At 59.7% G+C, this 15,665-nt stretch carries 12 protein-coding genes and 1 pseudogene; 5 read left to right on the top strand and 8 right to left on the bottom strand.

Annotation, left to right across the window (positions count from 1 at the left end; translation table 11 throughout):
• Nucleotides 1–106 precede the first annotated feature (106 nt).
• The 3 genes from CJ178_RS31705 to CJ178_RS31695 all read right to left on the bottom strand — a co-directional run bounded on the left by CJ178_RS31705 (nt 107) and on the right by CJ178_RS31695 (nt 4,678).
• A complete protein-coding gene (locus CJ178_RS31705; RefSeq protein ID WP_257013676.1) occupies nt 107–1,678 on the bottom strand; it encodes an AMP-binding protein in 1,572 nt (523 codons plus the stop codon).
• Nucleotides 1,679–1,779: 101 nt separating this feature from the next.
• Nucleotides 1,780–3,132 (bottom strand): MFS transporter, encoded by a 1,353-nt coding sequence (locus tag CJ178_RS31700; RefSeq protein ID WP_095888994.1) that lies wholly within the window; start codon nt 3,130–3,132, stop codon nt 1,780–1,782.
• Between the two features lie 541 nt (nt 3,133–3,673).
• The gene (locus CJ178_RS31695; RefSeq protein WP_095888993.1) at nt 3,674–4,678 is read right to left on the bottom strand and encodes an AraC family transcriptional regulator; all 1,005 of its coding nucleotides are present in this window, start codon (nt 4,676–4,678) and stop codon (nt 3,674–3,676) included.
• Nucleotides 4,679–4,865: 187 nt separating this feature from the next.
• On the opposite strand from CJ178_RS31695, the pseudogene CJ178_RS33555 reads away from it, so the two are divergent.
• Both CJ178_RS33555 and CJ178_RS31685 read left to right on the top strand, forming a co-directional pair.
• Nucleotides 4,866–5,093: pseudogene (locus CJ178_RS33555) on the top strand (3-oxoadipyl-CoA thiolase); the annotation flags it as partial.
• A gap of 69 nt (nt 5,094–5,162) precedes the next feature.
• Nucleotides 5,163–6,074, top strand: coding sequence for a helix-turn-helix domain-containing protein (locus tag CJ178_RS31685; RefSeq protein ID WP_095888992.1), 912 nt, complete (start codon nt 5,163–5,165; stop codon nt 6,072–6,074).
• A 43-nt stretch (nt 6,075–6,117) separates the two neighbouring features.
• Here CJ178_RS31685 and styD read toward each other — a convergent pair whose 3' ends face one another.
• Nucleotides 6,118–7,605 (bottom strand): phenylacetaldehyde dehydrogenase StyD, encoded by a 1,488-nt coding sequence (styD, locus tag CJ178_RS31680; RefSeq protein WP_095888991.1) that lies wholly within the window; start codon nt 7,603–7,605, stop codon nt 6,118–6,120.
• Nucleotides 7,606–8,773: 1,168 nt separating this feature from the next.
• Between styD and CJ178_RS31675 the strand changes: the two genes are divergently transcribed.
• Nucleotides 8,774–9,607: an HpcH/HpaI aldolase family protein gene (locus CJ178_RS31675; protein ID WP_306453229.1), complete on the top strand. Its 834-nt coding sequence runs from the start codon at nt 8,774–8,776 to the stop codon at nt 9,605–9,607.
• A gap of 281 nt (nt 9,608–9,888) precedes the next feature.
• On the opposite strand, the gene CJ178_RS31670 is transcribed toward CJ178_RS31675, so the two are convergent.
• The 3 genes from CJ178_RS31670 to CJ178_RS31660 all read right to left on the bottom strand — a co-directional run bounded on the left by CJ178_RS31670 (nt 9,889) and on the right by CJ178_RS31660 (nt 12,235).
• On the bottom strand, nt 9,889–10,581 hold the full coding sequence (locus CJ178_RS31670) for a type 1 glutamine amidotransferase domain-containing protein (protein ID WP_095888989.1): 693 nt from the start codon (nt 10,579–10,581) through the stop codon (nt 9,889–9,891).
• Nucleotides 10,582–10,666: 85 nt separating this feature from the next.
• Entirely contained in the window at nt 10,667–11,257 is a 591-nt protein-coding gene (locus CJ178_RS31665) for a TetR/AcrR family transcriptional regulator (RefSeq protein WP_095888988.1), read from the bottom strand.
• Between the two features lie 84 nt (nt 11,258–11,341).
• Nucleotides 11,342–12,235, bottom strand: a complete 894-nt coding sequence (locus tag CJ178_RS31660; RefSeq protein ID WP_218833771.1) for a LysR family transcriptional regulator — start codon at nt 12,233–12,235, stop codon at nt 11,342–11,344.
• A 72-nt stretch (nt 12,236–12,307) separates the two neighbouring features.
• On the opposite strand from CJ178_RS31660, the gene CJ178_RS31655 reads away from it, so the two are divergent.
• Nucleotides 12,308–13,093: an inositol monophosphatase family protein gene (locus tag CJ178_RS31655; protein WP_179300909.1), complete on the top strand. Its 786-nt coding sequence runs from the start codon at nt 12,308–12,310 to the stop codon at nt 13,091–13,093.
• 21 nt (nt 13,094–13,114) lie between these two features.
• Nucleotides 13,115–13,732, top strand: a complete 618-nt coding sequence (locus tag CJ178_RS31650; protein ID WP_095888985.1) for an NAD(P)-dependent oxidoreductase — start codon at nt 13,115–13,117, stop codon at nt 13,730–13,732.
• Between the two features lie 390 nt (nt 13,733–14,122).
• Here the strand turns inward: CJ178_RS31650 and CJ178_RS31640 are convergent, their stop codons facing one another.
• Nucleotides 14,123–15,358, bottom strand: a complete 1,236-nt coding sequence (locus tag CJ178_RS31640; protein WP_179300908.1) for an IS110 family transposase — start codon at nt 15,356–15,358, stop codon at nt 14,123–14,125.
• Nucleotides 15,359–15,665 lie beyond the last annotated feature (307 nt).

Raw genomic sequence — 15,665 nt, 5'->3', positions numbered from 1 at the left:
CTCCAAACAACTTGACAATGCCCCCCGGAAGTCGGAACTGAATTTCTCAGTCCAACCTCCGGGGAGCAGTTCAAATCTCTGCGGCCCCGACACTCCTGATCGGCCCCTAATCCGACAACCGGTCCCAGGCATTTGCAGTCGAATGAACACCGCCGACCTTCAGCTTTTCCTTCTGAATGCGCATACTCGGTGTACGAGGAAACGGATCTGTGCGCTGTTCGAAATATCGTGGCACTTTAAAGGCACTCAACATCGTTCGGCAATGATCCACCATCTTCTCGGGGTCGAAGGCGGCTCCGGGAGCAGTTTCGATGTATGCCTTCACCTCTTCTCCCCATATCGAATCAGCCACCGGCACCACAGCTGCGTCGAGCACCGCTGGAACCTGGCGCAGGACAGCCTCGACCTCCTCCGGCGCAATGTTCTCTCCGCCCCGTCGGATAATGATCTTCGAACGCCCGACAAAGTAATACACTCCGTCGTCGTCGCGCCGGACGAGGTCACCGGTATCCAGCCAGCCGTCGACCGATAGCACCTCGGCTGTCGCCTCTGGCCGGCTGTGGTAACGGGCCATCATGTCGGGAGTATTGACGAACAACCGACCAGTGCCAGCACCCAGAATCGTCTCACCAGCAGCATCTTTCAGCGCCACTTCTACGTCGGGAACGGGGATTCCGATGGCTCCGGTTCCAACATACGAATCATGATGGCCTATGGGCATCAGGATCACCGAACCACATTCCGACATGCCATAACCCTCGACCCAAGGAAATCCGAATCGGTCAACCAACTCCTGGTGCCTGTCCGCAGGAATACCTACCTGTGAGGCGAATCTGACAGAATGACCGCGATCCAAATCTCCCGGCGGCGCCTTGAGTAGCAGAGTAGGTATCGCGCCGATTCCCAAGAATCCCGTCACGCCGAAGCGATGGACGTTCGGCCAGAAACGCGACACGCTGAACTTTCGGACGCTGACGAATCGACTGCCCGCTTGGAGAGCCGCGAGGAAAAGCCAAATCGAGTCACCATAATAGAACTGAAGTGGATTGAGAATCACATCGGAACTACTGAATGGTAAAAGCCTCAATTTCACGTCGGCGTATCGCAGATACTGACGGTGGTCGTGCACGCAGCCTTTTGGCGGTCCGGTTGTTCCAGAGGTGTACGTGAAGCCAGCGACGTCTTCGATGTCGCCGCAGTCTGCGTCGAGTGGTATCGGCGTTAGATCTGTGCTGAAGTGGGAAAGCCCGAATGGCTCAACACCTCCCAGCACGAGTACGGAATCGCCGCCGTCGCGACCTATGTCACTAAATGCCTGCTGCAGGTTTTGCGCAGCCTCCGGTTCACATATGGCCAGTGATGCGTCCGAATCCCGCACGATGTGGCCTGAGTCTGCAGGCCCGGTATTGGGACTGATTTTGACCGCCACGCCTCGGGCGGCCAGAATCGCGAGCCATGCGATGAAGAACTCGGACCTGTTTCCGATCGCCATAACCACCCGGTCTCCGGGCCGTATACGGGTCCGGAGGAAGGCGGCTAGGCCTTCCGCTTCCCTGAGCAAGGTTCCACATTCGAGGGTTACGCCGTCCTCGAACTCGATCGCCGCGCTGTACGGACGACTCCGAAGCAGAGGGGCAACAACTACAGGAATAGGTGCCAGTTTCACTCGATCCCACATGGAGGGTGTGTCGGCGGGCCAGGTCAAGGCTATCGGGGTATCAGAGTTCATCAGATTCGTCTTCTTCGAGGAGGAGTTGTAATCATTGGACAGATTCGTCGTCATGCAGCCGCCTCTTCCAGCTCCATCCCTTTGACCTCGGGCGCCCAGAAATAGCAGACAACGATCGCCAAAAGAGTCAACAAAGCGGCAATGAGCATGATGCTGCCCACACCCCAATGCTCGATCCCTACAGGCAAGAGGTATGTGCCTGCGACGGCTCCGACTCGGCTGAAAGCGATACAAAATCCCAAGGCAGTCGCCCGAACTTCGGTGGGGAAGATTTCATTAGGGTATGACCAGATCAAGGTTCCGGGGCCGGCGACGCTGAGGGCGTAGATCGCGAACATCGCGATGACAAACCAGGCTGGACCGGCGGGGAACAGCCAGAGCAACGTGAAGGGGATCATCATGATTGTCATCGGGATCAGGGCCATTTTGCGCCGTCCCACTGTTTCCATCCAGCGCAGAACCGGGATGATGCCCGCAATGGACACGAGGGCGATCACCAGGCCGCCTAACAGCTCTGCTGATCCGCCAACCAGTCCAAAACTGGTCAGGAGAACGGGCGCGAAGATGAAGATTGCATATTGCGGCGTGACGTTTGCGAAGTAGAGAACAGCACACATGATCGTGCGACGAACGTAGCGGGGACTGAACAGAACCCTGGTTCGTGCCCACAGACCAGCGTTGTTCGCGACCGTCTGCTTACTAGCAGTGTCGAATGCGCTGGCAGGGATCTGTTTTCCGTAGATATTCAGTACGACTGCCTGAGCCTCCTCGATCCGGCCTCGGCTGGCAAGCCACCGCGGAGACTCCGGGATGCCTCGTCGCAGAAACACGATGATCGCGCCGAAGACCGCCCCGCTCGCCAACATCCATCGCCAGTCCTCGTATCCGTTTGCGAACTCAGCGAAGAGATAACCCACCAGGTATGCCACGGCCGTACCTACCCCCCAGGCGACCGCGGCGAACGCGAGCATCGTCCCACGTTTCTTGGTGGGTGCGAACTCGGTCAAAAGCGAAGTGGCAATGGGTAGATCCGCCCCGATCGCCAGGCCCAAAATTAGACGTAGCACAACTATTTGCCACATCTCCGTGACAAACGCACAAAGCATGCAGGCCACGACGAGGACGGTCAGATCGATTGCGTACATCTTCTCCCGTCCGATCCGATCGGTGACGGAACCGAAGAACAGTGCCCCCACACCAATTCCGATCAGAGCGGCGGCTCCTACGAGTCCAATGTCCCAGCTGGAGAGATCGAGATCCGCCCCGAGGCCGATGATGGCCACCCCCACAATGCTGATGATGTACCCGTCGAGAAAAGGGCCACCACAGCAGGCGATCAGTAGTTTGCGATGGAATCTCCGGACTGGGACTTCATCAACGACTTCTTGGTACGTCAGTGTCATAAGACTGGCTCTTTCGACTGTGTTCGTCGGCGACGGGTCGTACACCGGTCGCGCGGTTGAACATCTGGTTGGCGGCAGGTCGGTAATGTGTCTCTACGCTCATGTTTGAGGAGTCTCGGCGTTGATGACTCTGCGAGCTGAGAAAAACTGTGGCCCATCGAGACCCACGGGTTCTCCGGTTACAGCGACCTGTCCATTGTCATGGCTGTGTCTGCAATCACATTGGATGCGTGCGCCAGCACACGGGCTGAAAGTGCCAACTATCTCGGGAGAGGGAGGTTTCGCAATATTTGCCGTGCCTTCGGCAGATTCGATCAGAGGATCACAGCCGATCACTGGGGGAGCATCCTCCCGAGGAATGCCGCACTGGTCGTGGCCAAAGCGCTCAACTTGCCAGGACGAGATCTACCGCGGCGGTGACCGAATCGTTGCTCAATCAGGGCATTCAGTCCACCCTGAAGGTCAGAAGTAGACACAGAGGCTGCAGGACACTCTCTAAGCATCGCGCTCCGGACACCCCATCAGGGCCTCCGTTGGCGTTCTAGCGAACCGCGGCTAGAACGCCACCTAGGTCTTCAGTAACTGAGTGGGTATACCGGTAATCGTTAGGGGTCATGGTGAATTGACGCTTAAATAAGCGGCAGAAGTGACTGGCATCAGCAAACCCCCAACGATTCGCCACCTTCTGCACCGAATCGCTCGTTCTCACAAGATCGGAACGAGCATGTTCCAACCGGTGCGCCCGCACCAACTCGGCAAATGACAAACCATCGCCGGAAAACAAGCGATGTAGGGTCCTCACAGACACATGATGAGCCGCGGCGGCAGCCTGCGCACTCAGATCAGCGTGCATCAGCAACTGGACATCGATCCATGACTCGATCATCGGCCGGAGCGCAGGAGCTGGTGTGGGCAATGACCTGTTCTCGGTGAAGCGAATGATCCCTGCAATCAGCTCCAAGGCCGCATTACGCGCCGTCATCGCGTCCAGGGCGGTCATCGTGGCGTACATGCCGTCTACGACATCGAGGTATCCCTCGAGTAGCCGCACCGGCGACTCCGTCCGGGCAATCACCGCAACCGGCGCCGACTCCCACCGCCGCCCGAGCACAACCTCAACACCTGCTCTCGGCAGGCGCAAGGTGCGCTTGCAGATGCCTGTCGGGACCTCGAATTGATAGGCGGAGCGCGTCGAGGAAATGACCAGTTGTTCAATTCCTATCTCGAGTCCACCCACACGAGCGATACGCTCACTGCCCGCCGTGGGCAAAACGAGCTGTATGTAATCCCCGTCGATCTCCTTGATCCTTGACTGGTCGAACTTGCCTCTGAATGGTCCACTGCGCCCATCCATCAGGGCTATGTCGCCAAGCCACCGTCGGCGAATCGCCCCTACGAACGGTTTCGCCTCATGCGAATCCGATTCGACGGCGACTTTGACCGCCAGAGGCACGTGAGTGACCGACAGGGCATTCTCCCAATAGTCGGACTGTGATGACGATTCAACCAGGGCGACATCAAAGGTCTCGTCCACCAGCACGGCCATCTCCCCTCTCGGATTAGCATCTTTGCGTACCGCACCATAGCCTGATCGGTCACCGGGCGCGCGCGGTAGTCGTTGCGTTCTCAGGTGCTCTCCCCCCAATGTGCACCACTAAACGTCCAATTTCTTGCGCAACGACCGAATGTTCGGTTACTACTGACCGTATCGAAACGCGGGAGAGGAGAAAGCAGTGGGCGAAGTTTTCTTGGTGGCAGCACGGGAACCGTGGGGGCGATACGATGGCGCATTGTCGAGCGTGAGACCCGACGATCTTGCCGGAATCGTCGTGGGAGAAGCAGTCGGCGCGCCGGAATCCCGGGGATTCAGATCGACGAGGTTATTCTCAGCGCAGCCAACCAGGCAGGCGAAGACAATCATGACGTGGCCCGCATGACGGGTTCGCCTCGCCGGCTTGCCCACGCTCGAATGTTCCATCGGCAAAGCATGTCGCCTAATCGACAACCGACCGACGGTATGAGGTGAGACCGTGGCACAGAGTTTCGAGCAATGGAGCGAGGATGTGTCGACGGCCTTCGTGCCCCTCGACGCCGTGCCCACCGGCCTGTCGCAGTTCGACGGCGGCCTTTCGTCAGCGGAACTGGGTTCGCTGCACATCAGCGAGGTGTCCGGCCGTGACGTCGACGTACGGCGCACCCGTGCCACCATCCGCCGTAGCGATCCAGGTCTGGTGAAGGTCGGCGTGCAGTTGCGCGGGCGAGGAGTAGTCGTGCAACGCGACCGGCAGGCCGTGCTCATGCCAGGCGACTTCGCCGTCTACGACACCAGCGAGCCGTACACGTTGCACTTCGACGACGATTTCGCGATGTTCGTGCTGATGTTTCCGCGCGAGTCGCTGAGTATCCGCCCGAACGACCTGGCACATGTGCTGGCACTACGCATCCAGGGCGACGACGGCGTCGGATCACTGGTGTCGCCGTTTCTGTTCAATCTGCGAAAATACCTCACCGACGGAATTTTTCCGGCGACACGCATGTTCGAAAATGCCATCCTCGATCTCGTCAGCGCGGCGTTGGACGAACGTGCACCCCACGCAATCCAGTCCCCTGGCGCGGTGATCCTCGCTGGCGCTCAGTCGTTCATCGACAGCAACCTGCACGACCCGGCGCTCAATACGGCCATGGTTGCTGCTGCTCGCCATATTTCGCCGCGCTACCTGCAGAAGGTCTTCGAAGCCGAGGGCCGCGGCGTCGCGGCATGGATCAGGTCCCGCCGTCTCGAGTGTTGTCGCCGGGACCTGGAAGATCCTCGCCTGTCGCACGAAAGCATCGGGACCATCTGTGCGCGTTACGGTCTCGGAAATTCTGCACATTTCTCTCGAGTGTTCAAAGAGGCGTACGGCGTATCCCCGCGGCATGCACGTGCACCCGGGCGTGCGTAGTTGAGGTCCGATGTAACTACGCACGCACGGGCTGCGAGGTACATCAGAGGACGATCGTAACGACCTTTTCTTCGGTGTTGGCCTCGATGCCGGCCCAGCCGAGTTCGCGGCCGGTCCCACTGGCCTTCATACCGCCCCACGGAAGTGCCGGATCGATTGCGGCCCAGCCGTTGACCCAGACCGCGCCCGACCGGACCTGAGCAGCCAAGCGGTGCGCATGAGACACGTCACGCGTCCAAATACTCGCGGCAAGACCGTACTCCGTCGCGTTGGCGATGGTGATCGCTTCCTCCGGGGTGTCGAACGGTATGACCGTTCCGACCGGACCGAAGATCTCCTCCTGCGCAATCTTCATGTCGTTGTTCGCGTCGGCGAAAATCGTCGGCTCGACAAAAAATCCGTCGCGCTGCGGGCTGCCACCACCGGCAACGACACGAGCGCCGGCGTCACGCCCGGACTGGATGTAGCCGAGCACCGTATCCTTCTGCTTCGCATTGACGAGTGCACCCATAGTTGTCGCAGGATCGAATGGATCCCCGAGCACCTGCGCCGATGCTGCTGCGGACAACCCGTCGACGACCTGCTTGTACAACGAACGGTGTACCAACACACGAGTACCCGCGGCACAGACCTGACCTTGGTTGAAGAACAACCCCATTGCGGTGCCGTTGATCGCCGCTTCGAGATCTGCATCCTCGAGGATGATCTGCGGCGACTTCCCCCCCAGCTCGAGAGTCGTCCGCTTAAATGTGTCGGCAGCTTTCATCGCGATGAGTTTGCCGACGCGCGGGCTTCCAGTGAAGCTGATCTTATCGACATCCGGATGCCCGACAAGTGCATCTCCGGTCACCTCACCCAACCCCGGAACGACATTGACGACACCGGCAGGAACGCCTGCCTCGTCGATGAGACGCGCCAAATGCAGAATCGACAACGGCGCATCCTCCGGCGGCTTGACCACCAGGGTGTTCCCGGCAGCCAAGGCCGGCGCGAGCTTCCACGCCGCGATCATCAGCGGGGTATTCCAGGGAATGATCGCACCGATGACGCCGACGGGCTCACGCACGGTGTAAGAGAGCGTCGGCTGACCAAAGTATCCCGCCGTCGGGATGGTGGTGCCCTGAATCTTGTCGGCCCAACCTGCGAAGTGACGGAATGTCGCTGCAGCATTGGGAATATCGAGCATCGCCGGCTGACCGACAGGTTTACCGACGTCGTGGGCTTCGAGCCGGGCAAGCAGATCCCCGTCGCGTTCTATGAGATCCGCGATCCGATTCAGCAGCTTTCCACGGACAACGCCGGGGGTCGAGCCCCATTCACCGGCAAGTTGGGTGCGAGCTGCGCGTACGGCTGCGTCAACATCTACTGCTGTAGCCGAGGACACCTCGACGAGTAGTTGTCCCGTCGTCGGATTCAGATCGGTGAACGTGCCGCCGTCAGAAGCGTTCTGCCAGTTGCCCGCTATGAAGAGCTGGGTTGCGGTATTTCCTGGGAGGAACGCGGAAGTGGGGTTTTCGTGGACTGCAGTCATTGAAAATGGCCTTTCGATTACAGGATGAGACCGCTGACGTTTTCGGCGTTGCACATGGCCTCGAACCCGTCGTTGACCTGATGGATGGAGTACGTGCGCGTGACTATTTCGTCGAGCTCGCCTTCAATGCAGAGGCGAAGTAGGGCGAGCAGATGGACACCCAGATCGCAATGGACCGTTCAGGCATCCGCGAAAGCGCCGACACACGGGAAGAAGGCCGAGATGGGCGTGGTCGCCGATGATCGGAGGCAGATCGACCAGGGCCGCTACCGTCACGGAGGCGTTCGTTAGAGTGGCGTAGCCCCGACGTCACTCACTCGACTTTCACGTCGCCGCACTTCGGGGCGTCGAGTACCAGGTCTTCGAACTCCCAAGGGCTACCAGATTGCCCGGGAACGTTTACCCACAACGTCATGACATCTACTCCTTTCTTTCCTGAAATTGTGCCCTGGGTCTCAGCTTGGACTCTGGAACGTCTGAAGACTTGACGATGTGCGCACAGTTGATGTCGTTATGCGCACACAGCGAGATAGCCAGCGACATACGGGTCTGCATAGCGGGCACTAGTGCTGCGTCGACTGCACGCTTGTAGTTCGGCGGCTGGAGTCGTGCCAACGGAGATTAAGAATGTTGTTGGTGTCGACACAAGAAGGTCGTTGGAAAGAAGGTTGTTGGTGTCGAACAATTGACCTGCGGTGGTATCCGTACTCATCTCGGCCGAGAGGACCGAATGCCGCCGCGATGCAAAATAGCCGGATGACCGACATCAGTTCGATGTGTCCGTTTTCGGGCCGATCGCACTCACGGGAGCCTTCTTTCGGCCCTCTTAGTCAGCCGTGGCCGAATAGTGAACATCACTTGAGTGGGCGGTCGAGTCGCTATGGCGAATTACGGCGCATACTCTGTCGCCAAGTTCGCTATGGAGGCGGTGAGTGACAGTTTGCCCGAGGACGCAGGTTACGTAATCTCCCCCCCGCTACCCTGCCAGCCGACGATCATCGCCAGGCCACCCCTGATTCGGGCACCTGGCACAGTATCAAAACCGTCGAGATTCCGACCGTCGGATAGGTCGGCTACTTCAACGAGCGCAGGTTTCTTGGCGAGCTGGGTCCGATTTCAACCACGAGTCTCATGACCGCAATTTCCTCGGCTGTCGAGTCTCCTATCCGTGTTCAACGCCGACGGGTTCCAGGTTTCGACAGTTCCGAGACCTCCATGGCAGCGAACCGTGTCCTCACACTGTTGTGTTCACGAAACCGCTCGTTCGTCGGCTCTCATTGCCTTGAGACACCACATCACCGCAGCAGAACTGCACGGCATGGATGTTCTGGTGCGCGTCGGGCAAAACGAGCAGGCGCTGATCCAGCGGGTTCTCGACCACGGCGCAACGGGAATTGTCGTGCCGCACGTTGACAGCGCGGAACAGGCTCACGCGGTGGTTCAGCAAGGCCGGTACGCCCCGGCGGTCGACCGAGGCTTCGCCACGTACGGGCGGGCCGGACGTTTCGGCCAGGTACCAGCTCGCGAACACTTGCAGGCAGATACCGACCGAACCGTGGTAATCGTGATGATCGAATCCCACACCGGCTGCGCCAATACCGAAGAGATACTGGCAGTTCCTGTGATCGACGGCGTTATGGGCGGCCCTGCCGATCTCTCATTGTCGTTCGGTGTCGACGGTCCGTCCGACATCCGGGTATCACAAGCACTGTCCAGCTTGCACAATCAGGCCGCGGCCGCGGACCGGAAGAGAATGGAGATCGTTTCAAGTGCGGAACAGGCGCGGCACTCATTCGCAGCGGGGGCACATCTCGTCGTCGTCAACGTCACTCACGTATTGATGGAAATTCTCGATCAGCTGGTCAAGATTGGGACTGGCCAGCGAAGAAATGCTTCCTATACCACGCCAAGGCGGAGTGAAATCAAACTTCAGCCCCTCACGAGCCCTGCTTCCACCGTCAATCAGGAGAACGAGGTTGCACCTGGTTGTCGCGAGTCCTGACGTCGGGTGAGCAAGTCGGGCTGACGCTCGATAGAACAATAGTGTTGCGACACAACCGTTCTCGAAGACAGAGCACCAATCCTACGGAACATCGCCAACGCTCCCCTGCCGCCGCGAGTACGAAACCTATCTGGCGATACCGACCTCCGGCGCAGAAGAAGTACGACGAGTTCCGAACATCCAAGACAGTCAGGGCGGGATGGGCCCAAACAAGTTCTGGGCCCATCCTGAGGTGCTCTTGTGGTCTCGACGTGACCTTGCGCGCGACATGCCGTCAACAGTCAGGCCAAGGTCTGTCCGTCAACCAATTCGATAAGTGCGGTCGCGGCAGCGGCCGACGAGTTCGGATTCTGTCCCGTGATCAGGATGCCATCACTAACGACGTAGGAATCCCAGTCCGGCCCCTTGCTGTAAGCGGCGCCGAGTCGAATCAGCTCATCCTCGACGAGGAATGGCACAACTTCGGTCAAACCGACCCCTTCTTCCTCACTGTTGGTGAATCCGGTCACGGTACGGCCCGCTACGAGTGGGCTTCCGTCACGATTGGAGGCATGCCGCAGAACGCCGGGAGCATGGCATACCAGCGCGACCGGAATCTGCTTCTGCAAAGCGGTCTCGATGAGGGTGATCGACGTGCGATCTTCGGCAAGGTCCCAGAGCGGTCCATGTCCACCGGGGTAGAAGACGGCGTCGAACTCGGAGACGTCGATCGAATTCAGTGCGACGGTGTCCGCAAGTTGTGCCGTTGCGGCGACGTCCGCCTCGAAACGATGCGTGTCCGCCGTCTGGAAGTCGGGCTCGTTACTCTTGGGGTCGAGTGGAGGTTGTCCCCCGGCCGGCGACGCCAGCACGATCTCGGCGCCCGAGTCCTTGAAGCGGTAGTAGGGTGCGGCGAGCTCCTCGAGCCAGAACCCGGTCTTCCGGCCAGTGTTACCCAGCGTGTCATGGGAAGTCAGAACGATCAGAACCTTCATTGTTTTCCTTCTTTCGAGAGAAATAGTAGACCAGTCGTCTAGTGCCATATACAGGTGTGCGGCCACCCTTGGATGTTGCTCGGGTTCAGATAGCCAGGATCTGGCGGGTCAGGTCCAGTGCATTGCGCATCGAATCGGTCGTCCGATTCACTTTGGCTGTGACGCTTGCGCCGAGCCACAACTCGTACAGCGCCACTGCCGTCGGCTTCGGATCCCCGTCCAACGTCACCGACTTGTCGTCGATGCCGGCACGGATTGCCCTTTCGATTCTCTGCGTGATCGCACCTATCCCGCCCTTGAGTGCGAGGCGCATCGGTTCGGACAGGTCTGACACCTCCGCGCCCAGTTTAACTGCCAGGCATTTGCCCTGACAGTCGAAACTGCCCTGAGATTCGATCCAGGACTCGAAATAGTCCAGAATCCTTTGCGCCCCGGTACGGTCTTCGCGGCCCAGGATCACGTCGAAGTCAGCCAAATAGTCCGTGAAATAGGATTTCAGCATCGCTTCCCCGAGCGCGTCTTTCGACGCGAAGTGGTAGTAAAACGACCCTTTCGGGACATGCACTGCCGTGAGAATTTCATTCAAACCAACTGCCGTGTAACCTTTTCTGGCCATCAGCATCTGAGAGCAGGCGATGATGGTCTCTCGCGTGTCGGTGCGCTCGATCGCTGGCATGTGAATGACAGTACGCGATATTAGACCAGTCGTCTACTTACGTTTCGCGACGCGTTCATTGCTCGGTTCTACCGAGCGCGTTCACTACACGAGTGCGGCACTCAACACGCCTTCCGCCTTGTCCCGAAACCAAGCATGGATCAGATCGCTGTCATTGCGCCGATGCCACAGCATGATCGCCGGCGTACCGGGAAGTTCGAACGGCAGATCCCTGCCGACGATCCCCAGCTGGCGCATTGCTGCAGCGCACGCACCCCCCGCTACCACGGCGACTGCATTCGATTCCGCCACTATCTCCAGCGCCGCCGTGCTCGTCGGCACTACCGCATAAACACGCCGCTCGGTCCCGAACTCGTTCAGCACCGTGTCGATCGCATCGCGCGTCCGCCCTCTCCTCGACACGATGACGTGTCGAGCGGACACAAACAGGTTCGCCGTCATCGATTCGAGCGCAAGCGGATTATCGGGTCTCATCGCTGCCACCAACCGATCCCGACCTATGACCTTCGAAGAGACTTCGGGCACAGGCGGTGGGGATGCTCCGATGTCCAGGTCGACGTATCCGCGCTGGAGATCGAGGCCGTCGTCCGCCGTTTCACCGACGAATCGGACCGTCGCCTGCGGCATCGACTCGGCGACAACGCCGAGCAGGCCTGGCGCCAGCGTGCCGAGCAGGGCGTCGTGGCATCGAACGACGAACGTTCTGTTCACATCTGCGAGGTCGACCTCCCTGGCCGGGGCGAGGAGTGCCGTGGCTCGCCGAACGAGATCACTTGTCTCCTCACGTAATTCGAGCGCCCTCGGCGTCGGAGTCATCGTCCGCCCCGACCGCACCAAAATATCGTCACCGGTCGCGCGCCTGATCCGACCGAGAGCGCGACTCATCGCGGGTGCGGACAGTCGTAGGCGGTCCGCAGCCCCCTGCACACTGTTCTCCTCCAGTAGTGCGTCGAGCGCGACCAAAAGATTCAGATCCACATGCACGAGAGTAAACTAATCATTGCCAATATTGCACTGGAGTTATGTTCGGATCAGTTCTACCTTCGAGGCATGAACCAATACCGCACACTTCTCCCCCACGTCGTAGAAATCGCACTCGGCGCGGGCGAGAAACTTCTCGCCCTGTACGAACCCGATAATCGTCCCGCCGATCGGACACAGATATTCGAGGCCATGCGCCGCAACGAAAATGCCGTGTCCAGCCTCCGCGCCGAACTCAAATCGACCCGGCCACAAGCGACATGGTTACCCGACGAACTCGAATCCGCCCCACTCCCCGACGGCGAGTGGTGGGTCGTCGACGCAGTCGAAGGCAACATCAACCACGTCCATGGAACCGGCGAGTGGTGCGTGACGATCACACTCGTCGCAGGCGGTGAACCCGTGCTCACCGTCGTTCGAGCACCGATCGGAGACAACACCTACACCGCGATCGCCGGAGAGGGCGCGCACCTGGGCACCAAGACTCTGCGCGTTGCGGAGAAACACGATCTCGCTGATTCCTTAGCTCTGACCGGCCAAGCAGAACACGGCCAAACCGATACTCACCAGGCAATATCGCAGTCAATAGGCGCGATGTTGGGCCAGAATCTGCTGGTTCAAGCAACTGTGCCCTCGACCTTTCCACTGCTCGCTGTTGCATCAGGTCACGCCGATGTCTTCTGGCAGTACCAACCGACCCTTCCCGGTGTCGCCGCAGGAATACTCCTCGCCACCGAAGCCGGCGGCACCGCAACACGAATCAACGGAACGCCCTGGACCCCAGGAAGTTCCGACATTCTCGTATCCAACACAACACTAGGCGCGCAAACCAGCAACATCCTCACCCGAATCTGAAGACATCAAAGGACATTAACGATGCACATCACCATCCTCGGAGCAACCGGGGCCACCGGGCGCCAACTGACCGAACAAGCACTCGAACGCGGACACACCGTAGTTGCCCTAGCCCGTGACCCCAGTCGAATCGCCCTGCCCGACTCAGCCAATCTCACCACAGTCGCAGCAGACGTCTTCGACTCCTCCTCCATCGCTCGCGCCGTAGTCCCGGGCACCACAGTGATCTCCGGACTCGGTGTCGCCAAAGGCGCCACCGGAACCCTCGAGGCCGGCGCCCGCGCCGTCATCGACGCCCAACCGGACAGAATCATATGGCTCGGCGCCTACGGAACAGGTGCATCCGCCGACACCGCAGGGCCACCGACCCGCTGGCTGTTGCGCCGAGTGATGGGAAACGAACTCTCCGACAAAGTATCCGCCGACAGCGCCGTGATTCGGGCCGGCGGCACCGTCTTCCACGCCGGACCACTAACCAACAAAGCACTCGCATCCAACTGGAAAGTCGCCGGTCTGCACACAGTTCCCCGCAGACGCTTCCCTGCGACCATCAGCCGCGCAACCGTCGCCGCAGCAATGCTGACCGAAGCCGAGACGCACAAGTTCCCCGGCATGACCGTCGTTCCGCTGGCGAGATGATCCATATCGACGGGCCGTAGTTCAGGTTCGGCTATCCTCGAAGCTGCTGACCGGGATCTGGCGCGACATCGCTGTACGAGACATCGACGCACGGAAATCACATAGCCGTACGATCCGATTAGTCAAATACCTCAGAGCAATTCGATCGACGTACCCATACATGTAAGCCTTTTGGAGACGATTCGCCAACACGAAGTCGACGAAATCTATACGGACGAGCATCATCTCCATTAACTCGATATGAGTCGGCATCGGCCGGGTCCCCACACCGATTCGGCGCACCCGAGGCTCCGGCCGACGAATTCCGAAGGCCGCCTGATCTCGCCAGTTCTGACCCACCTTGCACGAAAGTTCGCCCCCTGCGTGTCAGACATCCCATGCCAGTTTCCGTCAAACAGCAGGCGTGATGATGCTGGATTCGGCGTCGCCAACTCGGTGCGGCCATGCCGTGGCTTCGTCGTACGGGGTGCCGGTATTCAGGCAGCCATGGAGGACACCGACAAGCCTGTTGGCGAGTTGTCGGAGAGCAGCATGATGACCGATACCTCTGCCTCTGATCGTGTCGTAATACGCGCGCGCCCCGGGTGATCTTGAGATCGCGCTGAATGCCTGCTGATGTAGGGCATTGCCTAACCGGCGGTTTGTGGCGTAGCGGGCCATGACCAGAGTTCTTTTGCCCGATGCCCGGGTGATCGGGCTTTGGCCTGAGTAATTCTTACGTGCGCGCGAGTTGCTGAATCTGGTCGTATCTTCGCCGAATTCGCCCAGAACACGGGCGGCGAGAACAGGTCCCAGGCCCGGCTGGCTGAGGTAGATCTCAGCGGCCGGGTGCCTGCCAAAATGCTCGCTCACCGCCACTTGGAATTGTGCGATCTGCTCGTTGATCGCGGTCAGGATCTTGACCTGTGCCGAAACGATGGTGGCGTAGGCGGCTTCGATAGTTGCCGGTTGACGTAACTGGCTGGTGCGCAGCAAGTTACGTAGCGATTCGGCTTTGCCCTGTACGTGGTGCCGGCCGGCGGCGCGCAGGGCGGACATTACCTGGCTGCGGGTGAGGTGGCCGGCCCGAGCCGGGTCTGGAGCCCTGCCGAGCAGGATCAATGCATCCGGGGCGGCCAGGTCCGGAAATGCGTGCACCGCAGCAGGAAAGAACTCATTCAATGCTGATCGCAGCCGTAGTACGTGCCGGGTTCTTTCCCAGATCGCGTTCTGATAAGCACGAGTCAGCAGTTTGACCGCGTCGGCCAGATCGCTGTCCCCAGCGATTTGGCGGTGATGGGCCCGGTCGAGGCGGACGATCTCGGCCAGTACGTGCGCGTCGCCTGCGTCGGATTTGGCGCCGGACGTGGAATGCCGCTGCCGATACCGGGCAGCCGAGGGTGGGTTGATCGCGAAAACCAGGTATCCAGCCGCCTGCAGGGCCACTACCCAAGGGCCGCGGTCAGTTTCGATTCCTACGACGACTTGATCTGCTGGTAGGTCCACCCACTCGGTGGGTGCATGTTCGGCGATCAACGCATGTAGTTTCGCGATGCCTTCTACGCCTTCGGGAAGTCGGGCGCGCGCCAGACGTTGAATTCTCCTCTCGCCCTGGTTAGTTCGTAGTTCGCGGGAGCGCCCCGGCACTCTAATGAATCAGTGCTCACGCCACTACACGGCGGGCACGACATCCCATCAGTGGTCGGCTCTCCCGGCCACCGGTGAGGGCACGATCTGTCAATAGAGCTCGAACACGGCTCAGAGGAGCTGGGTGCTCACCCCACCGGCGACTACCGACCCCACCCTGCCTCATGCGGAGTCGGATAGCTCTCATTAGAGGAGCTAGAGACAGACCCGCGCCGACATCGACCAAAGGCCGATAGAGCCCCCATTTTCGACCGTCGTTGACAACTGCATTGATGACGAGACATGCCATGGACGAATGTGCACATCT

Source organism: Rhodococcus sp. ACPA4, from assembly GCF_002300185.1.
GTDB lineage: Bacteria > Actinomycetota > Actinomycetes > Mycobacteriales > Mycobacteriaceae > Rhodococcus_F > Rhodococcus_F globerula.
This window is presented reverse-complemented; position numbering and strand designations above follow the sequence as displayed.

Bases quoted from the DNA above. Each gene is read 5' to 3' on its own strand.
- CJ178_RS31705 (WP_257013676.1), bottom strand. From the start codon at position 1,678: ATGTGGGATCGAGTGAAACTGGCACCTATTCCTGTAGTTGTTGCCCCT.
- CJ178_RS31700 (WP_095888994.1), bottom strand. From the start codon at position 3,132: ATGACACTGACGTACCAAGAAGTCGTTGATGAAGTCCCAGTCCGGAGA.
- CJ178_RS31695 (WP_095888993.1), bottom strand. From the start codon at position 4,678: ATGGCCGTGCTGGTGGACGAGACCTTTGATGTCGCCCTGGTTGAATCG.
- styD (WP_095888991.1), bottom strand. From the start codon at position 7,605: ATGACTGCAGTCCACGAAAACCCCACTTCCGCGTTCCTCCCAGGAAAT.
- CJ178_RS31670 (WP_095888989.1), bottom strand. From the start codon at position 10,581: ATGAAGGTTCTGATCGTTCTGACTTCCCATGACACGCTGGGTAACACT.
- CJ178_RS31665 (WP_095888988.1), bottom strand. From the start codon at position 11,257: ATGCCAGCGATCGAGCGCACCGACACGCGAGAGACCATCATCGCCTGC.
- CJ178_RS31655 (WP_179300909.1), top strand. From the start codon at position 12,308: ATGAACCAATACCGCACACTTCTCCCCCACGTCGTAGAAATCGCACTC.
- CJ178_RS31650 (WP_095888985.1), top strand. From the start codon at position 13,115: ATGCACATCACCATCCTCGGAGCAACCGGGGCCACCGGGCGCCAACTG.